Origin of the sequence: Brevundimonas sp. (assembly GCF_046293315.1) — a bacterium.
Lineage (GTDB): Bacteria > Pseudomonadota > Alphaproteobacteria > Caulobacterales > Caulobacteraceae > Brevundimonas.
In genome coordinates, this window is the sequence record NZ_JBKBPF010000002.1 from 93,000 (window position 1) to 107,079 (window position 14,080).

Below are 14,080 nucleotides of genomic sequence, written 5' to 3' on the forward strand. Positions count from 1 at the left end.
CGCCCGCGCGGCGATCGTGTCTCGCGGTTTTCGGACCCCTACCCCGCGGCGCGATCCGGCAGGGCATAGGCGATCACCTGATCCCCGGCCGGGGTCTCCATGAAGTGGTGCCCGCCGGTCATGATGACCAGATACTGCCGCCCACCCTGCTCGTAGATCATCGGATTGGACTGGCCGCCCGCCGGCAGGGCGTCCTGCCACACCGTCTCGCCGGTCTCGATGTCGATGGCCCGGATCAGGTCGTCGGTGGCCGCCGCGATGAAGATCAGGCCCGAGGCGGTGATCACCGAACCGCCGTTGTTCGGCGTGCCGATGTTGATCGGCATCATTGAGGGGATGTTGAACGGCCCGTTCTTGCGCGCCGTGCCGAAGACCCGGTCCCAGATGGTGCGCCCGGTGCGCAGGTCGATGGCCCGGATACCGCCGTAGGGCGGCTGCTTGCACAGCAGGTTGGTGAAGGGCATGCGCCAGCCCGCGTTGACGTCGATGGCGTAGGGCAGGCCCCACTGCGGATCGCCCGCCCCCTCGGCGCTCAGATTGCCGCCGCGCGGGCTGGTCTCGGCGCTGCGCGGGTCGCCGCGCGGGAACCAGCCCCGCGCGTTGGCCTCCTCGCGGGGCACCAGCCGGTTGTAATTGGGCGTGTCGTTGTAGTTGGCGATGATCACGCCCCGATAGGGGTCGATGGCGATGCCGCCCCAGTCCGAGCCGCCGTTGTAGCCCGGATACTGGATCCAGCGCCGGTCCGCCGTGGGCGGGGTATAGATGCCCTCATAGGATGCCTGACGGTACTGGATGCGGCAGATCATCTGGTCGATGGGCGACATGCCCCACATGTCCCGCTCGGTCAGGTCCGGCTTGGCCAGGCTGTGGAACAGGCTGAAGGGCTGGGTCGCGGTGCGCTGGTCCGGCTCCACCCCGCCCTGCGGCACGGCGCGCTCCTCAACCGGCGTGATCAGCTGACCCGTACGCCGGTTCAGCACATAGATGTCCCCCTGCTTGGACGGCAGGACGATGGCCGGAACCACGCCGCCGGAGGTGGGGAAGTCAATCAGCGTCGCCTGGCTGCCCAGGTCATAGTCCCACACGTCCATATAGACGGTCTGGAAACGCCACGCCGGCTGGCCGGTGTTCACATCGAGGGCCACCAGCGCCGTGGCGTATTCGTTCTCATAGTCGGCGCGATCGCTGCTGTAGTAGTCGCCCGCCGAGTTGCCCATGGGCAGATAGACCAGCCCCAGCGCCTCGTCCCCGGTGGCGATGGTCCACATGTTGGGCGTGCCCTCGGTATAGGTCTCGCCCTCCGGCGGCAGGCCGGTCTCGCCCGGCCGTCCCATGTCCCAGGCCCAGCGCAGCTCACCGGTGATGACGTCAAAGCCCTGGATCACCCCTGACGGCGCCGCGCGGTACTGGCCGTCCAGCACCTGATGGCCCGTGACGATCACGCCCTGGATCACCACCGGCGGCGAGGTGATCGACACCATGCCAGGGATGGGCTCGCCCATGCCCTGCTTGATGTCCACCTGCCCGCCATTGCCGAAGTCGGCGCAGGGCGCGCCCGTGCGCGCATCCACGGCGATCAGCCGTCCGTCCAGCGTGCCCTGGATGATCCGCGCCGCGCACGGCCGGGCCGCCGCAGCCGTGGACGGCACGGTCGACGCCCTCAACGGGGCCGCAGTCGGCGCCGTGGCGCTGGCGGGCGTCGCATCGGGGTCGGCGTAATAGACCACGCCCCGACAGGCGGCGGTGTAGGGCACGGAGTCCTCGGTCACGCCGGGGTCATAGGACCACTTCTCCAGCCCCGAGGCGGCGTCCAGGGCGAACAACTGGTTCATCGCCGAGCACAGGTACAGGGTGTCGCCCACCTTCAGGGGCGTGGTCTCGGCGCCGAATTTTTCAGGAATGTCGCCGGTGTTGAACTCCCATACCCGCTGCAGATCGCCCACATTGTCGCGGCTGATCTGGGTCAGGGGCGAGTAGCGTTGCGCGCCGTAGGTGCCGCCGTAGGCGGGCCAGTCGGCGCCGACCTGCAGGGGGTTGGCCGGATCGGCCTCGCCGAAGCCGGCCTCGGGCATCGGCCCGGCCGGATCGGGACGGTTGGCCGCCGCCACCGCCACGCCTGCCACCAGGGCGAACACCGCCGCGCCGCCGAACCCGGCCAGCATCAGCGGCTTGCCGCTGATCCGCCCGCTCCACGGCGTGACCCAGCGGTTGCGCGCCGGCGCCAGCACCGGGATCGCCGCGATGACCAGCAGCAGCAGCACGAATGGCGCGAACACCCGCGGCACCAGCGCCCAGCCGTTCAGACCGACCTCGACCAGGGCCCAGATCACGGTCAGGACGAACACCAGCAGATACAGCCAGAAGGCCTCCATCCGCCGCACGAACAGCAGCGCGCCCGTCCCGATCAGACCGAGCCCCGCCAGCAGATAGTACCAGCTGCCGCCCACCGCGATCAGCCAGCCGCCGCCGATGGTCAGAACCACCCCGATCAGGGCGAACAGCACCCCGAGCGCCATCACCGCCCAGTCGCCCGCGCCCAGTCTTTCCCGTCCAAACATGTCAAAGCCCCTTCAGCCGTTACAGGGCCAACCCCTCACGGCCGGGCTGGTTCCTGTTCCTCCCCCCCTCTGGGGAGGGGGCCCATCCGAAGGATGGTGGAGGGGGCGCGCCTCGAACTCGGTGTTCGAGGGACGAAAATCCTCACCCCCCGCCATATCCCCCGATGATCGGCAGCACCTCGCCGGTGATGTAGCTGGAGCACTGGGGCGAGGCGAAGAACACGAACGCCGGGGCGATCTCCTCCGGCTGGGCCGGGCGGCCCATGACCGTGCCCGATCCGAACTCGGCGACGCCCTCGGCGTCCCGGTCCGCCGGGTTCAGCGGCGTCCACACCGGCCCCGGCGCCACCACGTTCACACGGATGCCCTTGGGCGCCAGGTGGGCGCCCAGCGCGCGGGCGAAGGCGTGGATGCCGCCCTTGGTCAGGGAATAGTCCAGCAGCATCTCATTGCCCATGATGCCGGTGACCGAGCCGGTCATGACGATCGACCCGCCCGGCTTCATGTGCGGAACCGCCGCCTGGGCCATGTGGAAATAGCCGTACAGATTGGTCTTCATGGTCCGGTCGAACTGCTCCACCGTGATGTCGGCGAAGTCCTGCACGTGCTGCTGGAACGCCGCATTGTTGACCAGCACGTCCAGCCGCCCGAACGCCTTCAGCGTCTCGTCCACCGCCATCTTTGCAAACGCCGGATCGGCCACGTCCCCGGCCAGAATGATGGCGCGCCGGCCCTCGGCCTCCACCGCCTTCTTCGTCTCCCCGGCGTCGCGGTCCTCGTCCAGATGGCAGATGACAATGTCCGCGCCCTCGCGCGCGAAGAGCACCGCCACCGCCCGGCCGATGCCGCTGTCGGCCCCGGTGATCAGGGCCGCAAAGCCCTCCAGCTTGCCCGAGCCCTTCCAGAACGGCGCGTCATACAGGGGCGCCGGGTCCAGCCGATATTCCTCGCCGGGCTTCTTCTGATGCTGTTTGGGGAACGGCGGCACGGGATAGTCGCGCGCGCCGGCCTGCATGGCCTTGTCTGGCTTGTCGCCGCCGGAGGCCTTCGCCTCCTTCGCATCGATCGGCGCCTGAATCTCGCGCCCCTGCTCCGCGGCCTTGTCGCCCGCGCGCTCGAATTGCTCCGTGCGATCCATGTCCGGCTCCTTCTGATTGGGTCACGGGACAATCGGTTGGGGCGCGGGTTGTTCCTTATCCTCCCCCATAAGCGCAGCGGTTGGGGGAGGGGGACCGCGAAGCGGTGGAGGGGGCGACCTCAAGCGCCGGCGTCCGCCCCCCCCCTACACCATCCCTCGGATGTTCCTCCTCCCCCGCTTGCGGGGGAGGAAAATCAGAACCCCACCACCGCCGGCAGCCCCTGCCACAGGATCGAGAGCGCCGAAACCGCCCCGCCCGTGGCCGCGATGGCGTCGGTGAAGCCCGCCATCTCGTCGCCGCCGCGCCGCCAGCGCCGGGCGGCCACGACCGTCAGCCAGCCCGCCGCGACCAGGCAGACCCCGGTGAACGCCACCACCGCCGCGCGCGCCAGCGGGTGCCCCGCGTGGGCGGCCACGTCGGCCACGCTGGCGATGCCGTAGACGCCCATGAAATGGATCGTCCAGACGATCAGGCCGCCCAGCATGTAGGCCCAGTGCCTCACGCCCCGGCTCCCGGGAACAGCCGCGTCAGCAGGGCGGCCAGTCCGGCCGTCGAGGCGATGAACACATAGAACAGGGCGATCACGTCAAAGCTGGTGGCGTGCGCGTGATGCACCCGTCCCCGCATCCAGCGCATGACGATGTAGAGCGCCATCAGGCTGCAGACGATCACATAGAACCCCTGCCAGCCCAGGAAGGCGAACACCGACGCCCCCTGCCCGCTGCGGGTGGGGTCCAGCCCGGCCCCGCTCCAGCTCGACCAGTCAGTCCACCAGCTGGCCCCCATCAGCACGGCCGCCAGCACCACCATGCCCGTGGCGATCATGCCCGCGCGCGGCCGGTCCATGCGCACCACCTTGCGGACCCCCAGCATCAGGGCGATGACCAGGGCGTATCCGCCGACCACCGCGATCAGGCTCCACACCGGCGGCGGCGCGATCCACATTTCGGCCGCGCGGCTCCACAGGAAGACGTAGGAGAACATGCTCATGGCCGCGATCATGCCGGACACGAACAGCAGGCAGACCATGGCCCACCAGCCGTGGCTCAGGGTCCCCGAGGCATAGGTCGGCACCCGGATGCCCGCGCCGATGTCCACCGTCTCCTGCGGCAGGGGATCGTCCAGCTTCCAGGCCCAGCCCATCATGCACACCACGCCCGCCACGCCCGCCACCGCCGCGGCGTAATAGGCGCCGGGCACCAGCAGCATGAAGAACGCGGCCGTGAACAGCGCCGCCCAGAAGTGCCAGGGCGACGGGCGGGGGATGCGGGCCATGTACTGCGGCTCGGCGTTCAGCGGGCTGGTGATCAGGGTCTCGCGATGGCCCGTCACCGTGCCCGGCAGGAACCAGCGCCCCTCCGGCACGGTCTGCTTCAGGTCGGGCTGGTCCCACAGCGGATACAGGCTCTTCACCACCGGGATCGAGCGGGCGGAATAGGTCCCCGACGGCAGCCACTCCAGTCCCGGCGCGTCATGCACATTGCCGGCGTTCTGCTCGATGGAGGGACGGAAGTTCCTGACCATGTCGATGATCACCACCAGCACGCCCAGGGCGAAGATGAACGCCCCCACCGTCGAGATCAGGTTGATCAGGTCCAGCCCCCGGTCCGGCAGGAAGGTATAGACCCGCCGCGGCATCCCCATCATGCCCGTCAGGTGCATGGGCAGGAAGGTCACATGCATGCCGGTGAACATCAGCCAGAAGGCGGTCTTGCCCAGTCGTTCGGACAGCGCCCGCCGGCTGATCACCGGGGTCCAGAAATAGATGGCCGCAAAGATCGGGAACACCATCCCGCCGATCAGCACATAATGCAGGTGCGCGACGATGAAATAGGTGTCGTGCACCACCCAGTCGAACGGCACCATGGCCACCATCACCCCGGTCAGCCCGCCCATCACGAAGATCAGCAGCCCCCCGATGATGAACAGGCCGGGGGCCGAGAATTTCATCTTCCCCGCCGCCATGGTGGCGATCCACGAGAACACCTGCACCCCCGCCGGGATGCTGACCGCCATGGACGCGGCCGAGAAGAAGCCCACCGACATGGTCGGCATGCCGGTGGTGAACATGTGGTGCGACCACACCCCGAAGCTGATGAATCCGGTGGCAAGCATGGCCATGATCACCAGCCGGTGGCCCACCAACGGATGGCGCGCCACCACCGGGATCATGGTCGACATGGCTCCCGCCGCGGGCAGGAAGATGATGTAGACCTCAGGGTGGCCGAAGAACCAGAACAGGTGCTGCCACAGCATCGGATCCCCCCCCCTGGCCGCGTCGAAGAACGGCCAGTCGAACATCCGCTCCAGCTCCATCAGGGTGGTGGCCAGGATCACCGACGGGAAGGCGATCAGGATCATCACCGCGAAGATCAGCATGGCCCAGGCGAAGATCGGCATGCGCGCCAGGGTCATGCCCGGCGCCCGCGTGCGCATCACGCCCACCACGATCTCGATGGCCCCGGCAATGGCGGAGATCTCGATGAAGCCGATGCCCAGCAGCCAGAAGTCGGTGTTGATGCCCGGCGAGAAGGTCTTGTTGCTCAGGGGCGGGTACATGAACCAGCCGCCGTCCGGCGCCAGGCTGAAAAAGATCGAGCTGAAGAAGATCAGCCCGCCGACCACATAGGACCACAGGGCATAGGCCCCCAGCCGGGGGAAGGGCAGGTCCCGCGCCCCCAGCATCTGGGGCAGCAGCAGCACCGCCATGGCCTCCACCATGGGCACGGCGAACAGGAACATCATCACCGTGCCGTGCATGGTGAACAGCTGGTTGTAGGTGTCCACGCCCACGAAACCGGCGTCGGGCACGGCCAGCTGGGTGCGCATCACCAGCGCCAGGATTCCCGCCAGCACGAAGAACAGGAAGGCGGCCCCGACAAACAGGATGCCCACATAGCTGTTGTTGATCGCGGTGAACCAGCCCCAGCCCCTGGGCCCGCACCAGACCTCCTCCAGCGCCTTCAGCTCGCCGTCGGGCCGCGCCTCCTGCGTCGGAAACCGGTCATAGAGTTTGGGGTCGAATCCGGTCTCGGATTTCATTCCAGCCCGTCCAGATAGGCGGCCACGGCCTGCAGCTCATCGCCGGAAATGGTGGTGTAGGACGGCATGCGGTTGCCGGGCTTGATGCCCTGGCTGTCCGCGATCCATCCCGCCAGGGTGCCGCGATTGTTGGGCAGGATTCCCGCCCCGATCGTCCGTCGGCTGCCCACATGGGTCAGGTCCGGCCCCGCCAGTCCGGTGGCCCCCGGCGCGCCGCGCACCACGTGACAGGCGCCGCAGCCGTTGTCCCGGAACACCTCCAGCCCCTGCGCCGCCAGGGCGTCGGTCGGCGCCGCTGCGGCCTGGGCCTCCCGCGCCATCCAGGCGTCGAACTCCTCCCGCGGCATGGCCACCACCACCAGCCCCATCAGGGCGTGCGGCCCGCCGCAATATTCAGCGCACTGACCGCCGTAAGTTCCGGCTTCATCCGCTTGAAGTCTCAGGATATTTCTTCGTCCCGGAATCATGTCCAGCTTGGGACCAAGACGCGGAACCCAGAAACTGTGGATCACGTCGGCGGACTCCAGCTCGAAGGTCACCGGCTCGCCCACCGGGATGCGCACCTCATTGGCCGACTGGATGCCCGGACCGCCCTGTCCGTCCAGATAGGCGACGCGCCACCACCACATTTCGCCCGTCACGCGCACCCGCATCTCGCCCGGCTCGGGCTCGCCGCTCAGGGAGGAGGTCAGCGACAGGCCCCAGATCAGCAGCGCGCTCAGCACCACCACCGGAAACGCCAGCCCGCCGAACCAGATCAATCGTTGATTACCCAGCCGTTCCTTGAGCCCGGGCCGTCCGGCCAGCGCCCCCACCAGCGCCACGACCACGATCGCCAGCACCGCGAAGCCCATGAACATCACCCCCCACGACAGGGTGGTCAGCGGCTCGGCGAACGGACCCGCCGGGCTCAGCACCGGCGGGGGCCAGCCATAAAAGGGTTCAGAGGCCATAGAGATAGGCGGCGATATCACGGGCCTCCTCCTCGCTGATGGGCATGGAGGGCATGGGCGAGCCTTCGTCCACGGACGGCGCGTCGACCAGATAGGGGATCAGGGTCTCGGGCCGGTTCGGCAGGCCCGAGCCGATCAGGGCCCTGCGGCCCATCCCGTCAAGCGAGGGGCCCACCTGCCCCCGGGGCCAGTCGATCCCTGGAATGGCGTGGCACGACCCGCATCCGACCCGCGCCATGACCTCCAGCCCGTGCTCCGGATCACCGGACGGCACGGACCGCGCCGGACTGTCGACGGCGCCCGAACACGCCGCCAGCGCCAGCGTCATCACGACCATGCCCTTCGCCCCCGTTCCGTTCATCCAGACCTAACCCAGCGTGACCGCAACGGTTCCGTGTCCTCCCCCACCGGGGGAGGGGGACCGCGAAGCGGTGGAGGGGGTCTGTCCGCTTCACCATCGGTCCATCGGAACCCCCGCCCCCACCCCGCGTTCGCCAAGCGATGCCGTATCGCCGCCTCTCCGCCCTCATCGCCGCGACGACCCTGACCGCCTGCGCGCCGGGCGCGGCGGACTATGAGGACCCCTTCGTGGCCACCGGCGAGGTCATCGCCCTGTCCGGAGGACAGGCCGGGCCGGCCGCCGCCTGCCTGACCTGCCACGGCATCGACGGCGAGGGCGACGGCGCCGAAACGCCCCGCATCGCCGGTCTGGACGAGGGCTATATGATCAAGCAATTGAACGACTACGGATCGGGTCTTCGCCCCCACGATCAGATGTCGCCCATCGCCCGCCGGCTCTCCGATGAGGACCGGGCGCGGGTCGCTCGCTACTACGCCGACATGCCGGCCCGCGCCGCCGCGCCCGCCGTGGCGCCCCGCGCGGATCTGATCGCCGAGGGCCGCGCGCTCTATCATCAGGGCCTGCCCGGTCAGGCCGTCGCCACCTGCGCCGCCTGCCACGGCGCCGACGGCCAGGGCGTCGGCGCGGCGAACCCGCAGCTCACCGGCCAGTCGCCCGCCTATCTGGCGGCCCAGCTGCGTCTGTGGAAAAACCGGGACCGCCGCAACGATCCGCTGGACGCCATGGGCGCCGTCGCCCGCCCGCTCAGCGACCGCCAGATCGAGGCGGTGTCCGCTTACGCGGCGTCTCTTCCTCATCCGTCTCTGGAATGATCTCGATGGGCTCGCCCTCCAGCTCCTCCACGATCGGCAGCATGCCGGACAGCACATTGTCCTTGTCGAACAGATAGTGCTTCAGGGCCGCCGCCACGTGGCCCATGATCAGGAAGGTGATGCCCCAGACCATGAAGAAGTGGAGGCGCTCGGCCGCCCACATCATGTTCCACGCCGCCTCCCGGGACAGCTCGCCCACGGGCAGGCCCGGCACCGGCACCAGCCCGCCGATGCGCAGCGGAATCTCCGGCGCCACCGTCGACAGCATCAGCCAGCCCGACAGCGGCAGCCCGACGATGAAGATGTAGAACAGGAAGTGCGTCACCCGCGACACCTGGCTCTCCCACCCCGGCTTGTCCGCGTCGTTCACTGGCCCCGGCAGCATCAGCCGCCAGATCGCCCGCAGCGCCGCCAGCAACAGGATCAGGATGCCCGCGTCCGCGTGCAGCTGGAACGCCGCCACCTTGTCGCCGCCGACGGGAATGCCGGACATCCACCAGCCCCACACCAGCTGGAACAACACCAGCGCCGCCATGGTCCAGTGGAAGGTGATGGCCACTGGCGTCCAGCGCCCCTCGGACGTGTGGGTGTCCGCCCACGCCCTCAGCCGCCGCATCATGCCGTGCGCTCCGCCGCATCCCCGTCGTTCAGCCCGACCCGCCGCGCCAGCAGGATCAGCGCCGCCGCCAGATAGGCGCCCGCCGCCGGAGCCCACATGATCAACCCGCCCGCCTGCTGGTCCTCCAGCGGCGTCAGGCCCCACGCCAGGGTGGTGGCGAAGTGCGGCGCATACAGCGGCTCGCCCGCGAAGGTGATCAGGGCGCCCAGCGCGCCCATCTGAACCATGGTGGCGATCAGGGCCAGCAGCCCGTGCTGCACCGGCGCCAGCCGCACCCCGCGCCAGAACATCAGCGCCGCCCCGATCAGGCTCGCCTGCATGATCCAGTACGGCGCGTCGCCGGTCAGCGACCACCCATAGGCTCCCGGCGCATGCCAGAACCACAGCAGGATCGCCTGCGCCGCCGTGGCGGTCCACAACAGGCTCCGCCCGCCGAACAGGCCCTCGATCCGCCCGCGGGGAACCGCCAGCACCAGAAGCCCGGCCGCCAGCGTCATCACCGCCACATGGTGCCCCACCCGCGCCGCGAACAGGGCCGAGGTCAGGGCGCACAGGGGCGACACGAAGGCGACGAAGAACAGGCTCCAGGCGGCGCCGAACACGATCCGCTCCCGCACCGAGGCGCCGCGCCCCCAGGTCATGCCATAGGCCACGGCCACGGCGATCAGGGCGCCGATCAGCACCGGGTCCAGATTCCACGCCGCCCACACGGCTCCCGGCTGGGGCGCCGGTCCGCAATAGGGTTGGAAACTCGGAATGGTCATGACCCCCGCCTGGTCCGCATAGGGGGTTCAATCCCTCGCCCGCTCAGCGGTTCCCCGCACCCCTCCCCGGGGCGGCCATCCGGCACCGCTGCGCCGCGCCGTCCAGCGTCTGGTAGCGATAGGCCGCCACGAAGCACGCTTCCTGCACATGGCGGCACAGATCCGCCGAGCGCTGGAGGGGGAAATGGATCATGGCCGCGCGAAAACAGCCCTCCCCCTGCACATGGCGACAGAGGTCGGCGGCGCGCTCGAAACTCATGAACTGCGCGGCGGTCCCGTAGCAGACGTTGCTGTTCACCCCCGCGCACAGTTCGGCCACGCGCACCTCGCCATGGCGACGCCACAGCGACTGCACACAGGCCCCGCCCATCGGTCCCGGCTGGGCCGCCATCACCAGCAGCGCCACTGTCGTACCCAGCATCTCACCGCTCCCCGGGCGTGATCACCAGCCGGACCCGCGCTTCCCGTCGCGGCGATCCCGATCCCGCCCGCCCCGGTCCCGGTCGCGTCCCCGGCCATGATCATGCGGCGGGCGCAGGCGCGGCGGCGGCGCCACCTGGCCGTACGGCAGCGGACACAGGGTCACCCATTCCCCGCTGTTGGACAGATGCCGGTAACAGCGCGCGTCCTCGGCCATGTAGGCCGTCTCCACAGCGATATCGTCCAGGGCCATGGCCAGCCCCTCCATGAACGCAGGATCCGTCACGCATCCCGACAGCCCCACCGCCGCCGCGAGGGCCATGGCCAGTCCCCGCGTCCGCTTCATCAGTTTCGTCATCGCGACCCCTCGCCCCTGCGGGCACGGCTGGAGCGCCGCGCACATCCGGGTCACAACATGCGGTCAGGCTTCATGAACCCGGCATGAATGCAAACCGACGTTCGGCGACGACCGTCCGGCCTCAGCCGGCCGCTGTCGGGTTGCGCGGATCCAGCGGCAGGCCCGCCGCCTGGCGCGCCTTCAGCAGCCGCAGCCAGCCGTGCAGCGCCTCGCAGTCCAGCCCGTGCATCATCAGCCGGAACCCCGCCTGCAGGGTCGACAGGGACACCATCGGATGGCCGTTCTTGATGAAGGCCAGGTGATAGTCGGTGCCCAGGATGCGGGCGATGTAGATGGCCACCGTCTCGTCCAGCTGCAGCGAATGGGCCGCCCGCACGAAGTCCCGGCGCGGCAGCATCAGCGCGTACAGCGGCGTGTAGAACTCCACCGCCGTCTGCACGTCCACGAAGTTCAGCGGCCCCTTCGGAAACGCCTCGAAGGCCGGGAATTCATCCGAGATCATGGAGAAATCCACCCGCTCCGGCGGCGTCAGCTCGCGCCCCTGCTCCCTCAGCGCCGCGTTCAGCTCGATGATGAAGTTGAACACGTTCAGATCGTGCTGAAGGAACAGATTATCTTCAATGTCCTTCAACCGCGTCGGCCGCAGCGGATGGCTCGACACCGTCACTGGCCCCGCATTGACCCGCATGAAGGCCAGCAACTCGGTGCCGATGTGGAAGTGCCGCAGGATCAGGGTGTTGGTCTCCGGCGTCCCGAACTCCCGCAGGCCCCAGTGGATGGTCTTGTGCAGCAGGCCGTTCAGGTTCGGAAAGCGCGGCGATATGGCCCGCAGCACCTTCACCACGCAGAAGAACAGCAGCACCAGCGGCCGGCTCACCGGGAACAGCCAGCGCCGCGACCACGACCGCGCGCCCAGCAACAACGCCCGCTTGGCCCCGTCGTCGATGGGCAGGCTCCGGTCCAGATACAGCGCCATCCACGGGTCCGGATCCTTCGGGTCGTACCCGGCCGGATCGAACGGGTCAGGCCGGACTCGTCCGCGCGCTTCGGCGACGCCGTCCGACAGGCTCACGCCGCGACCTCCTCGATCTGCAGCGCATACAGCCGCGCCGTCACCCGCGCGCACATGACGATGCGTTCGGCTGTCTCGGCGTCCGGCAGCACCATGGCCAGCATCTCGCGGAACTCCTCCATGTGCGCGGCGTCGTTCTCCCCGTGATACAGCAGGAACCGCACCGCGTCCTCGGGCAGGTCCAGCCGATCCTTGACCATCCGCCCCCACGGCGCCGCCTTGATCGATCCCAGCCCCTCGATGATGAACATGGCCCCCAGCAGGCCGAAGGGGTTGGGCTTCGACGCCTCATGGAACATCCACGCCGACAGGGCCTCGGACCCCACGTTCTTGGATGCGCCCTGAATGGTCTCCAGCGCCCCGCCCGCGGCCACGAAATCCTGCTCCAGCAGACGGAAGTCGCGGTGCTCGGTCACCGCGTGTTGCATCAGGCTCGAGCGCAGCTCCAGATGCGCCTCGTCGATGTTGGACGCCGCCCGGCTCATCCACAGCGCCCCGTCCTTCACCTGCTGGCGCAGGTTGATGAGGAAGGCGTGATAGTCCGCCGTCTCGAACCGCCCGCGCGTCAGCTTGCGGATCAGCGGCGTCGCCTCCAGCCGCTGCTCGAAGTCGGCGAACACCACCGCCAGCTTGCGCAGGGTGTCGGCGACCATGTCATCATCCGCCATTTTTCTCTCCGCTCATCCCGGCGAAAGCCGGAACCCAGTTCTGTCCAGCTTGACGCCGGCGTTTCAGGATCGGCGAGCGACGGATGGTTTTGATCCGCTGCAACACCCAAAGCACCGGGTCCCGGCTTTCGCCGGGATGAGCGGAAACTTGGACCATCAAACGATCTCCAGCATCATGAACCCGATCATCGCCCGCCCGCTCTCCGGCACGATGCACAGCACCGTCTCGCCCGGCTTGCCGCGCCCCGACTTCAGAAAGGCGTCCAGCATCACCCAGATCGAGGCCGAGCCCACATTGCCGCTCTCGGGCAGGGTGGTGAACCATTTCGCCTCCGGGATCATGGCCGCCGTGTTTTCCAGCAGCCCCACGATCTCGGCCCGCAGCGACCGCGCGGAATAGTGACACAGCAGGTGGTCGACCTGATCCGGCGCGATCCGCCCCGCGTCCACCTTCGCCAGCCACACCCCGATCCACGCCCGGATCACGATCTTCAGCAGCTCGAAGTCCTGCAGCAGGGCCATGGCCCCCGCCCCGTGGGCCGCCGTCGGCCCGGCATGGCTCCAGGCGCTCTTCAGGTCCGCCCGGTCGGCAAAGGTCGACCCCGCCCACATGCACGGGTCGAACCGCCCGGCCAGCGACGTCATGTCGATCCAGCGCACCTTCAGGCTGCGCCCGCCCGGCCGCGGCCGGGGCTCCATCACCACCGCGCCCGCCCCGTCCGACAGGGTGAAGCGCAGGAAGTCCGCCTCCATCCGCACCCGCCCGCGCCGGTCGGTCAGGGCCGTGCCCTCATAGAACGCGGGCCGGAACCAGCGCGACGAGAACTCCCCGGCGCAGGCGGCGGCCACGTCCGCCTCCCCCGCCCGCACGGTCAGCCACGCGCCCTTGGCCGCCATCAGGGCGCTGGCGCACACCGACTGATAGCTGACCGCCTCCAGCGCCGCCGCGCCCAGTTCGGCCTGCACCGCGCTGGCGTGGCCGGGCACCAGATAATCCCCCTGCGTCGTCGCCGCGCCCAGATGCTGCAGGTCGAAAATCCCCAGCCCGGCGTCGTCCAGCGCGGCCTGCACCGCGCCGGCGCACATGGAGGCGTTGGAGTGCAGCGGCGCGCCGTCCGGCGTCAGGGCGTAGTGCCGCCCCTCGATCCCGTTCCAGCGCAACGCCCGGCGCCCCACAGCCGACGGCCGCCCGCCGACCCGACCGATGAAGTCCTCCATGCGGTCGTTTCCGACCCGCTCACCGGGCAGGACGGCGCCCGTCCCGGTGATGAAGACATCGCGCAACGCATCACTCATGCGAACAACCTGACCGCC

Annotated in this window: 15 protein-coding genes; 1 reads left to right on the top strand and 14 read right to left on the bottom strand. The window is 69.2% G+C overall.

What is annotated here, in order from left to right:
* Nucleotides 1-38: 38 nt before the first annotated feature.
* The 6 genes from ACK4SE_RS02225 to ACK4SE_RS02250 all read right to left on the bottom strand — a co-directional run bounded on the left by ACK4SE_RS02225 (nt 39) and on the right by ACK4SE_RS02250 (nt 8,029).
* The gene (locus ACK4SE_RS02225) at nt 39-2,558 is read right to left on the bottom strand and encodes a membrane-bound PQQ-dependent dehydrogenase, glucose/quinate/shikimate family (protein WP_409688146.1); all 2,520 of its coding nucleotides are present in this window, start codon (nt 2,556-2,558) and stop codon (nt 39-41) included.
* 142 nt (nt 2,559-2,700) lie between these two features.
* Nucleotides 2,701-3,696, bottom strand: coding sequence for an SDR family oxidoreductase (locus ACK4SE_RS02230; RefSeq protein WP_409688149.1), 996 nt, complete (start codon nt 3,694-3,696; stop codon nt 2,701-2,703).
* A gap of 194 nt (nt 3,697-3,890) precedes the next feature.
* Entirely contained in the window at nt 3,891-4,199 is a 309-nt protein-coding gene (locus tag ACK4SE_RS02235; protein WP_409688153.1) for a hypothetical protein, read from the bottom strand.
* Complete coding sequence (locus ACK4SE_RS02240) at nt 4,196-6,739, bottom strand: cbb3-type cytochrome c oxidase subunit I (RefSeq protein ID WP_409688156.1); 2,544 nt, start codon at nt 6,737-6,739, stop codon at nt 4,196-4,198. Before ACK4SE_RS02240 ends, ACK4SE_RS02235 begins: the two co-directional genes overlap by 4 nt.
* Nucleotides 6,736-7,713: a cytochrome c oxidase subunit II gene (gene coxB / locus ACK4SE_RS02245; RefSeq protein ID WP_409688159.1), complete on the bottom strand. Its 978-nt coding sequence runs from the start codon at nt 7,711-7,713 to the stop codon at nt 6,736-6,738. The genes ACK4SE_RS02240 and coxB overlap by 4 nt, the downstream gene beginning before the upstream one ends.
* Nucleotides 7,682-8,029 (bottom strand): c-type cytochrome, encoded by a 348-nt coding sequence (locus ACK4SE_RS02250; RefSeq protein ID WP_409688162.1) that lies wholly within the window; start codon nt 8,027-8,029, stop codon nt 7,682-7,684. The genes coxB and ACK4SE_RS02250 overlap by 32 nt, the downstream gene beginning before the upstream one ends.
* 164 nt (nt 8,030-8,193) lie before the next feature.
* On the opposite strand from ACK4SE_RS02250, the gene ACK4SE_RS02255 reads away from it, so the two are divergent.
* Nucleotides 8,194-8,865: a c-type cytochrome gene (locus tag ACK4SE_RS02255; RefSeq protein WP_409688165.1), complete on the top strand. Its 672-nt coding sequence runs from the start codon at nt 8,194-8,196 to the stop codon at nt 8,863-8,865.
* Here ACK4SE_RS02255 and ACK4SE_RS02260 read toward each other — a convergent pair.
* The 8 genes from ACK4SE_RS02260 to ACK4SE_RS02295 form a co-directional block, all read right to left on the bottom strand.
* On the bottom strand, nt 8,798-9,484 hold the full coding sequence (locus tag ACK4SE_RS02260; RefSeq protein WP_409688168.1) for a cytochrome b: 687 nt from the start codon (nt 9,482-9,484) through the stop codon (nt 8,798-8,800). The two genes, ACK4SE_RS02255 and ACK4SE_RS02260, sit on opposite strands and share 68 nt — an antisense overlap.
* A complete protein-coding gene (locus tag ACK4SE_RS02265; protein ID WP_409688171.1) occupies nt 9,481-10,248 on the bottom strand; it encodes a cytochrome c oxidase assembly protein in 768 nt (255 codons plus the stop codon). Before ACK4SE_RS02265 ends, ACK4SE_RS02260 begins: the two co-directional genes overlap by 4 nt.
* A 43-nt stretch (nt 10,249-10,291) precedes the next feature.
* Nucleotides 10,292-10,669 carry a hypothetical protein gene (locus ACK4SE_RS02270; RefSeq protein WP_409688174.1) on the bottom strand — a complete coding sequence of 126 codons (378 nt, stop codon included), beginning with the start codon at nt 10,667-10,669 and terminating at the stop codon, nt 10,292-10,294.
* Between the two features lie 21 nt (nt 10,670-10,690).
* A complete protein-coding gene (locus tag ACK4SE_RS02275) occupies nt 10,691-11,026 on the bottom strand; it encodes a hypothetical protein (protein ID WP_409688177.1) in 336 nt (111 codons plus the stop codon).
* A 121-nt stretch (nt 11,027-11,147) separates the two neighbouring features.
* Nucleotides 11,148-12,098 carry a DUF6999 family protein gene (locus ACK4SE_RS02280; RefSeq protein WP_409688180.1) on the bottom strand — a complete coding sequence of 317 codons (951 nt, stop codon included), beginning with the start codon at nt 12,096-12,098 and terminating at the stop codon, nt 11,148-11,150.
* Entirely contained in the window at nt 12,095-12,766 is a 672-nt protein-coding gene (locus tag ACK4SE_RS02285; RefSeq protein WP_409688182.1) for an iron-containing redox enzyme family protein, read from the bottom strand. The genes ACK4SE_RS02280 and ACK4SE_RS02285 overlap by 4 nt, the downstream gene beginning before the upstream one ends.
* Nucleotides 12,756-12,923 (bottom strand): hypothetical protein, encoded by a 168-nt coding sequence (locus ACK4SE_RS02290; protein ID WP_409688185.1) that lies wholly within the window; start codon nt 12,921-12,923, stop codon nt 12,756-12,758. The genes ACK4SE_RS02285 and ACK4SE_RS02290 overlap by 11 nt, the downstream gene beginning before the upstream one ends.
* Entirely contained in the window at nt 12,923-14,062 is a 1,140-nt protein-coding gene (locus ACK4SE_RS02295) for a beta-ketoacyl-ACP synthase III (protein WP_409688188.1), read from the bottom strand. The genes ACK4SE_RS02290 and ACK4SE_RS02295 overlap by 1 nt, the downstream gene beginning before the upstream one ends.
* Nucleotides 14,063-14,080: the final 18 nt, after the last annotated feature.

What these genes read in the sequence shown, in the direction of transcription:
- ACK4SE_RS02225 (WP_409688146.1), bottom strand. Translation starts at nt 2,558, where the DNA reads ATGTTTGGACGGGAAAGACTGGGCGCGGGCGACTGGGCGGTGATGGCG.
- ACK4SE_RS02230 (WP_409688149.1), bottom strand. Translation starts at nt 3,696, where the DNA reads ATGGATCGCACGGAGCAATTCGAGCGCGCGGGCGACAAGGCCGCGGAG.
- ACK4SE_RS02240 (WP_409688156.1), bottom strand. Translation starts at nt 6,739, where the DNA reads ATGAAATCCGAGACCGGATTCGACCCCAAACTCTATGACCGGTTTCCG.
- ACK4SE_RS02250 (WP_409688162.1), bottom strand. Translation starts at nt 8,029, where the DNA reads ATGGTCGTGATGACGCTGGCGCTGGCGGCGTGTTCGGGCGCCGTCGAC.
- ACK4SE_RS02255 (WP_409688165.1), top strand. Translation starts at nt 8,194, where the DNA reads ATGCCGTATCGCCGCCTCTCCGCCCTCATCGCCGCGACGACCCTGACC.
- ACK4SE_RS02260 (WP_409688168.1), bottom strand. Translation starts at nt 9,484, where the DNA reads ATGATGCGGCGGCTGAGGGCGTGGGCGGACACCCACACGTCCGAGGGG.
- ACK4SE_RS02265 (WP_409688171.1), bottom strand. Translation starts at nt 10,248, where the DNA reads ATGACCATTCCGAGTTTCCAACCCTATTGCGGACCGGCGCCCCAGCCG.
- ACK4SE_RS02270 (WP_409688174.1), bottom strand. Translation starts at nt 10,669, where the DNA reads ATGCTGGGTACGACAGTGGCGCTGCTGGTGATGGCGGCCCAGCCGGGA.
- ACK4SE_RS02275 (WP_409688177.1), bottom strand. Translation starts at nt 11,026, where the DNA reads ATGACGAAACTGATGAAGCGGACGCGGGGACTGGCCATGGCCCTCGCG.
- ACK4SE_RS02285 (WP_409688182.1), bottom strand. Translation starts at nt 12,766, where the DNA reads ATGGCGGATGATGACATGGTCGCCGACACCCTGCGCAAGCTGGCGGTG.
- ACK4SE_RS02290 (WP_409688185.1), bottom strand. Translation starts at nt 12,923, where the DNA reads ATGGTCCAAGTTTCCGCTCATCCCGGCGAAAGCCGGGACCCGGTGCTT.
- ACK4SE_RS02295 (WP_409688188.1), bottom strand. Translation starts at nt 14,062, where the DNA reads ATGAGTGATGCGTTGCGCGATGTCTTCATCACCGGGACGGGCGCCGTC.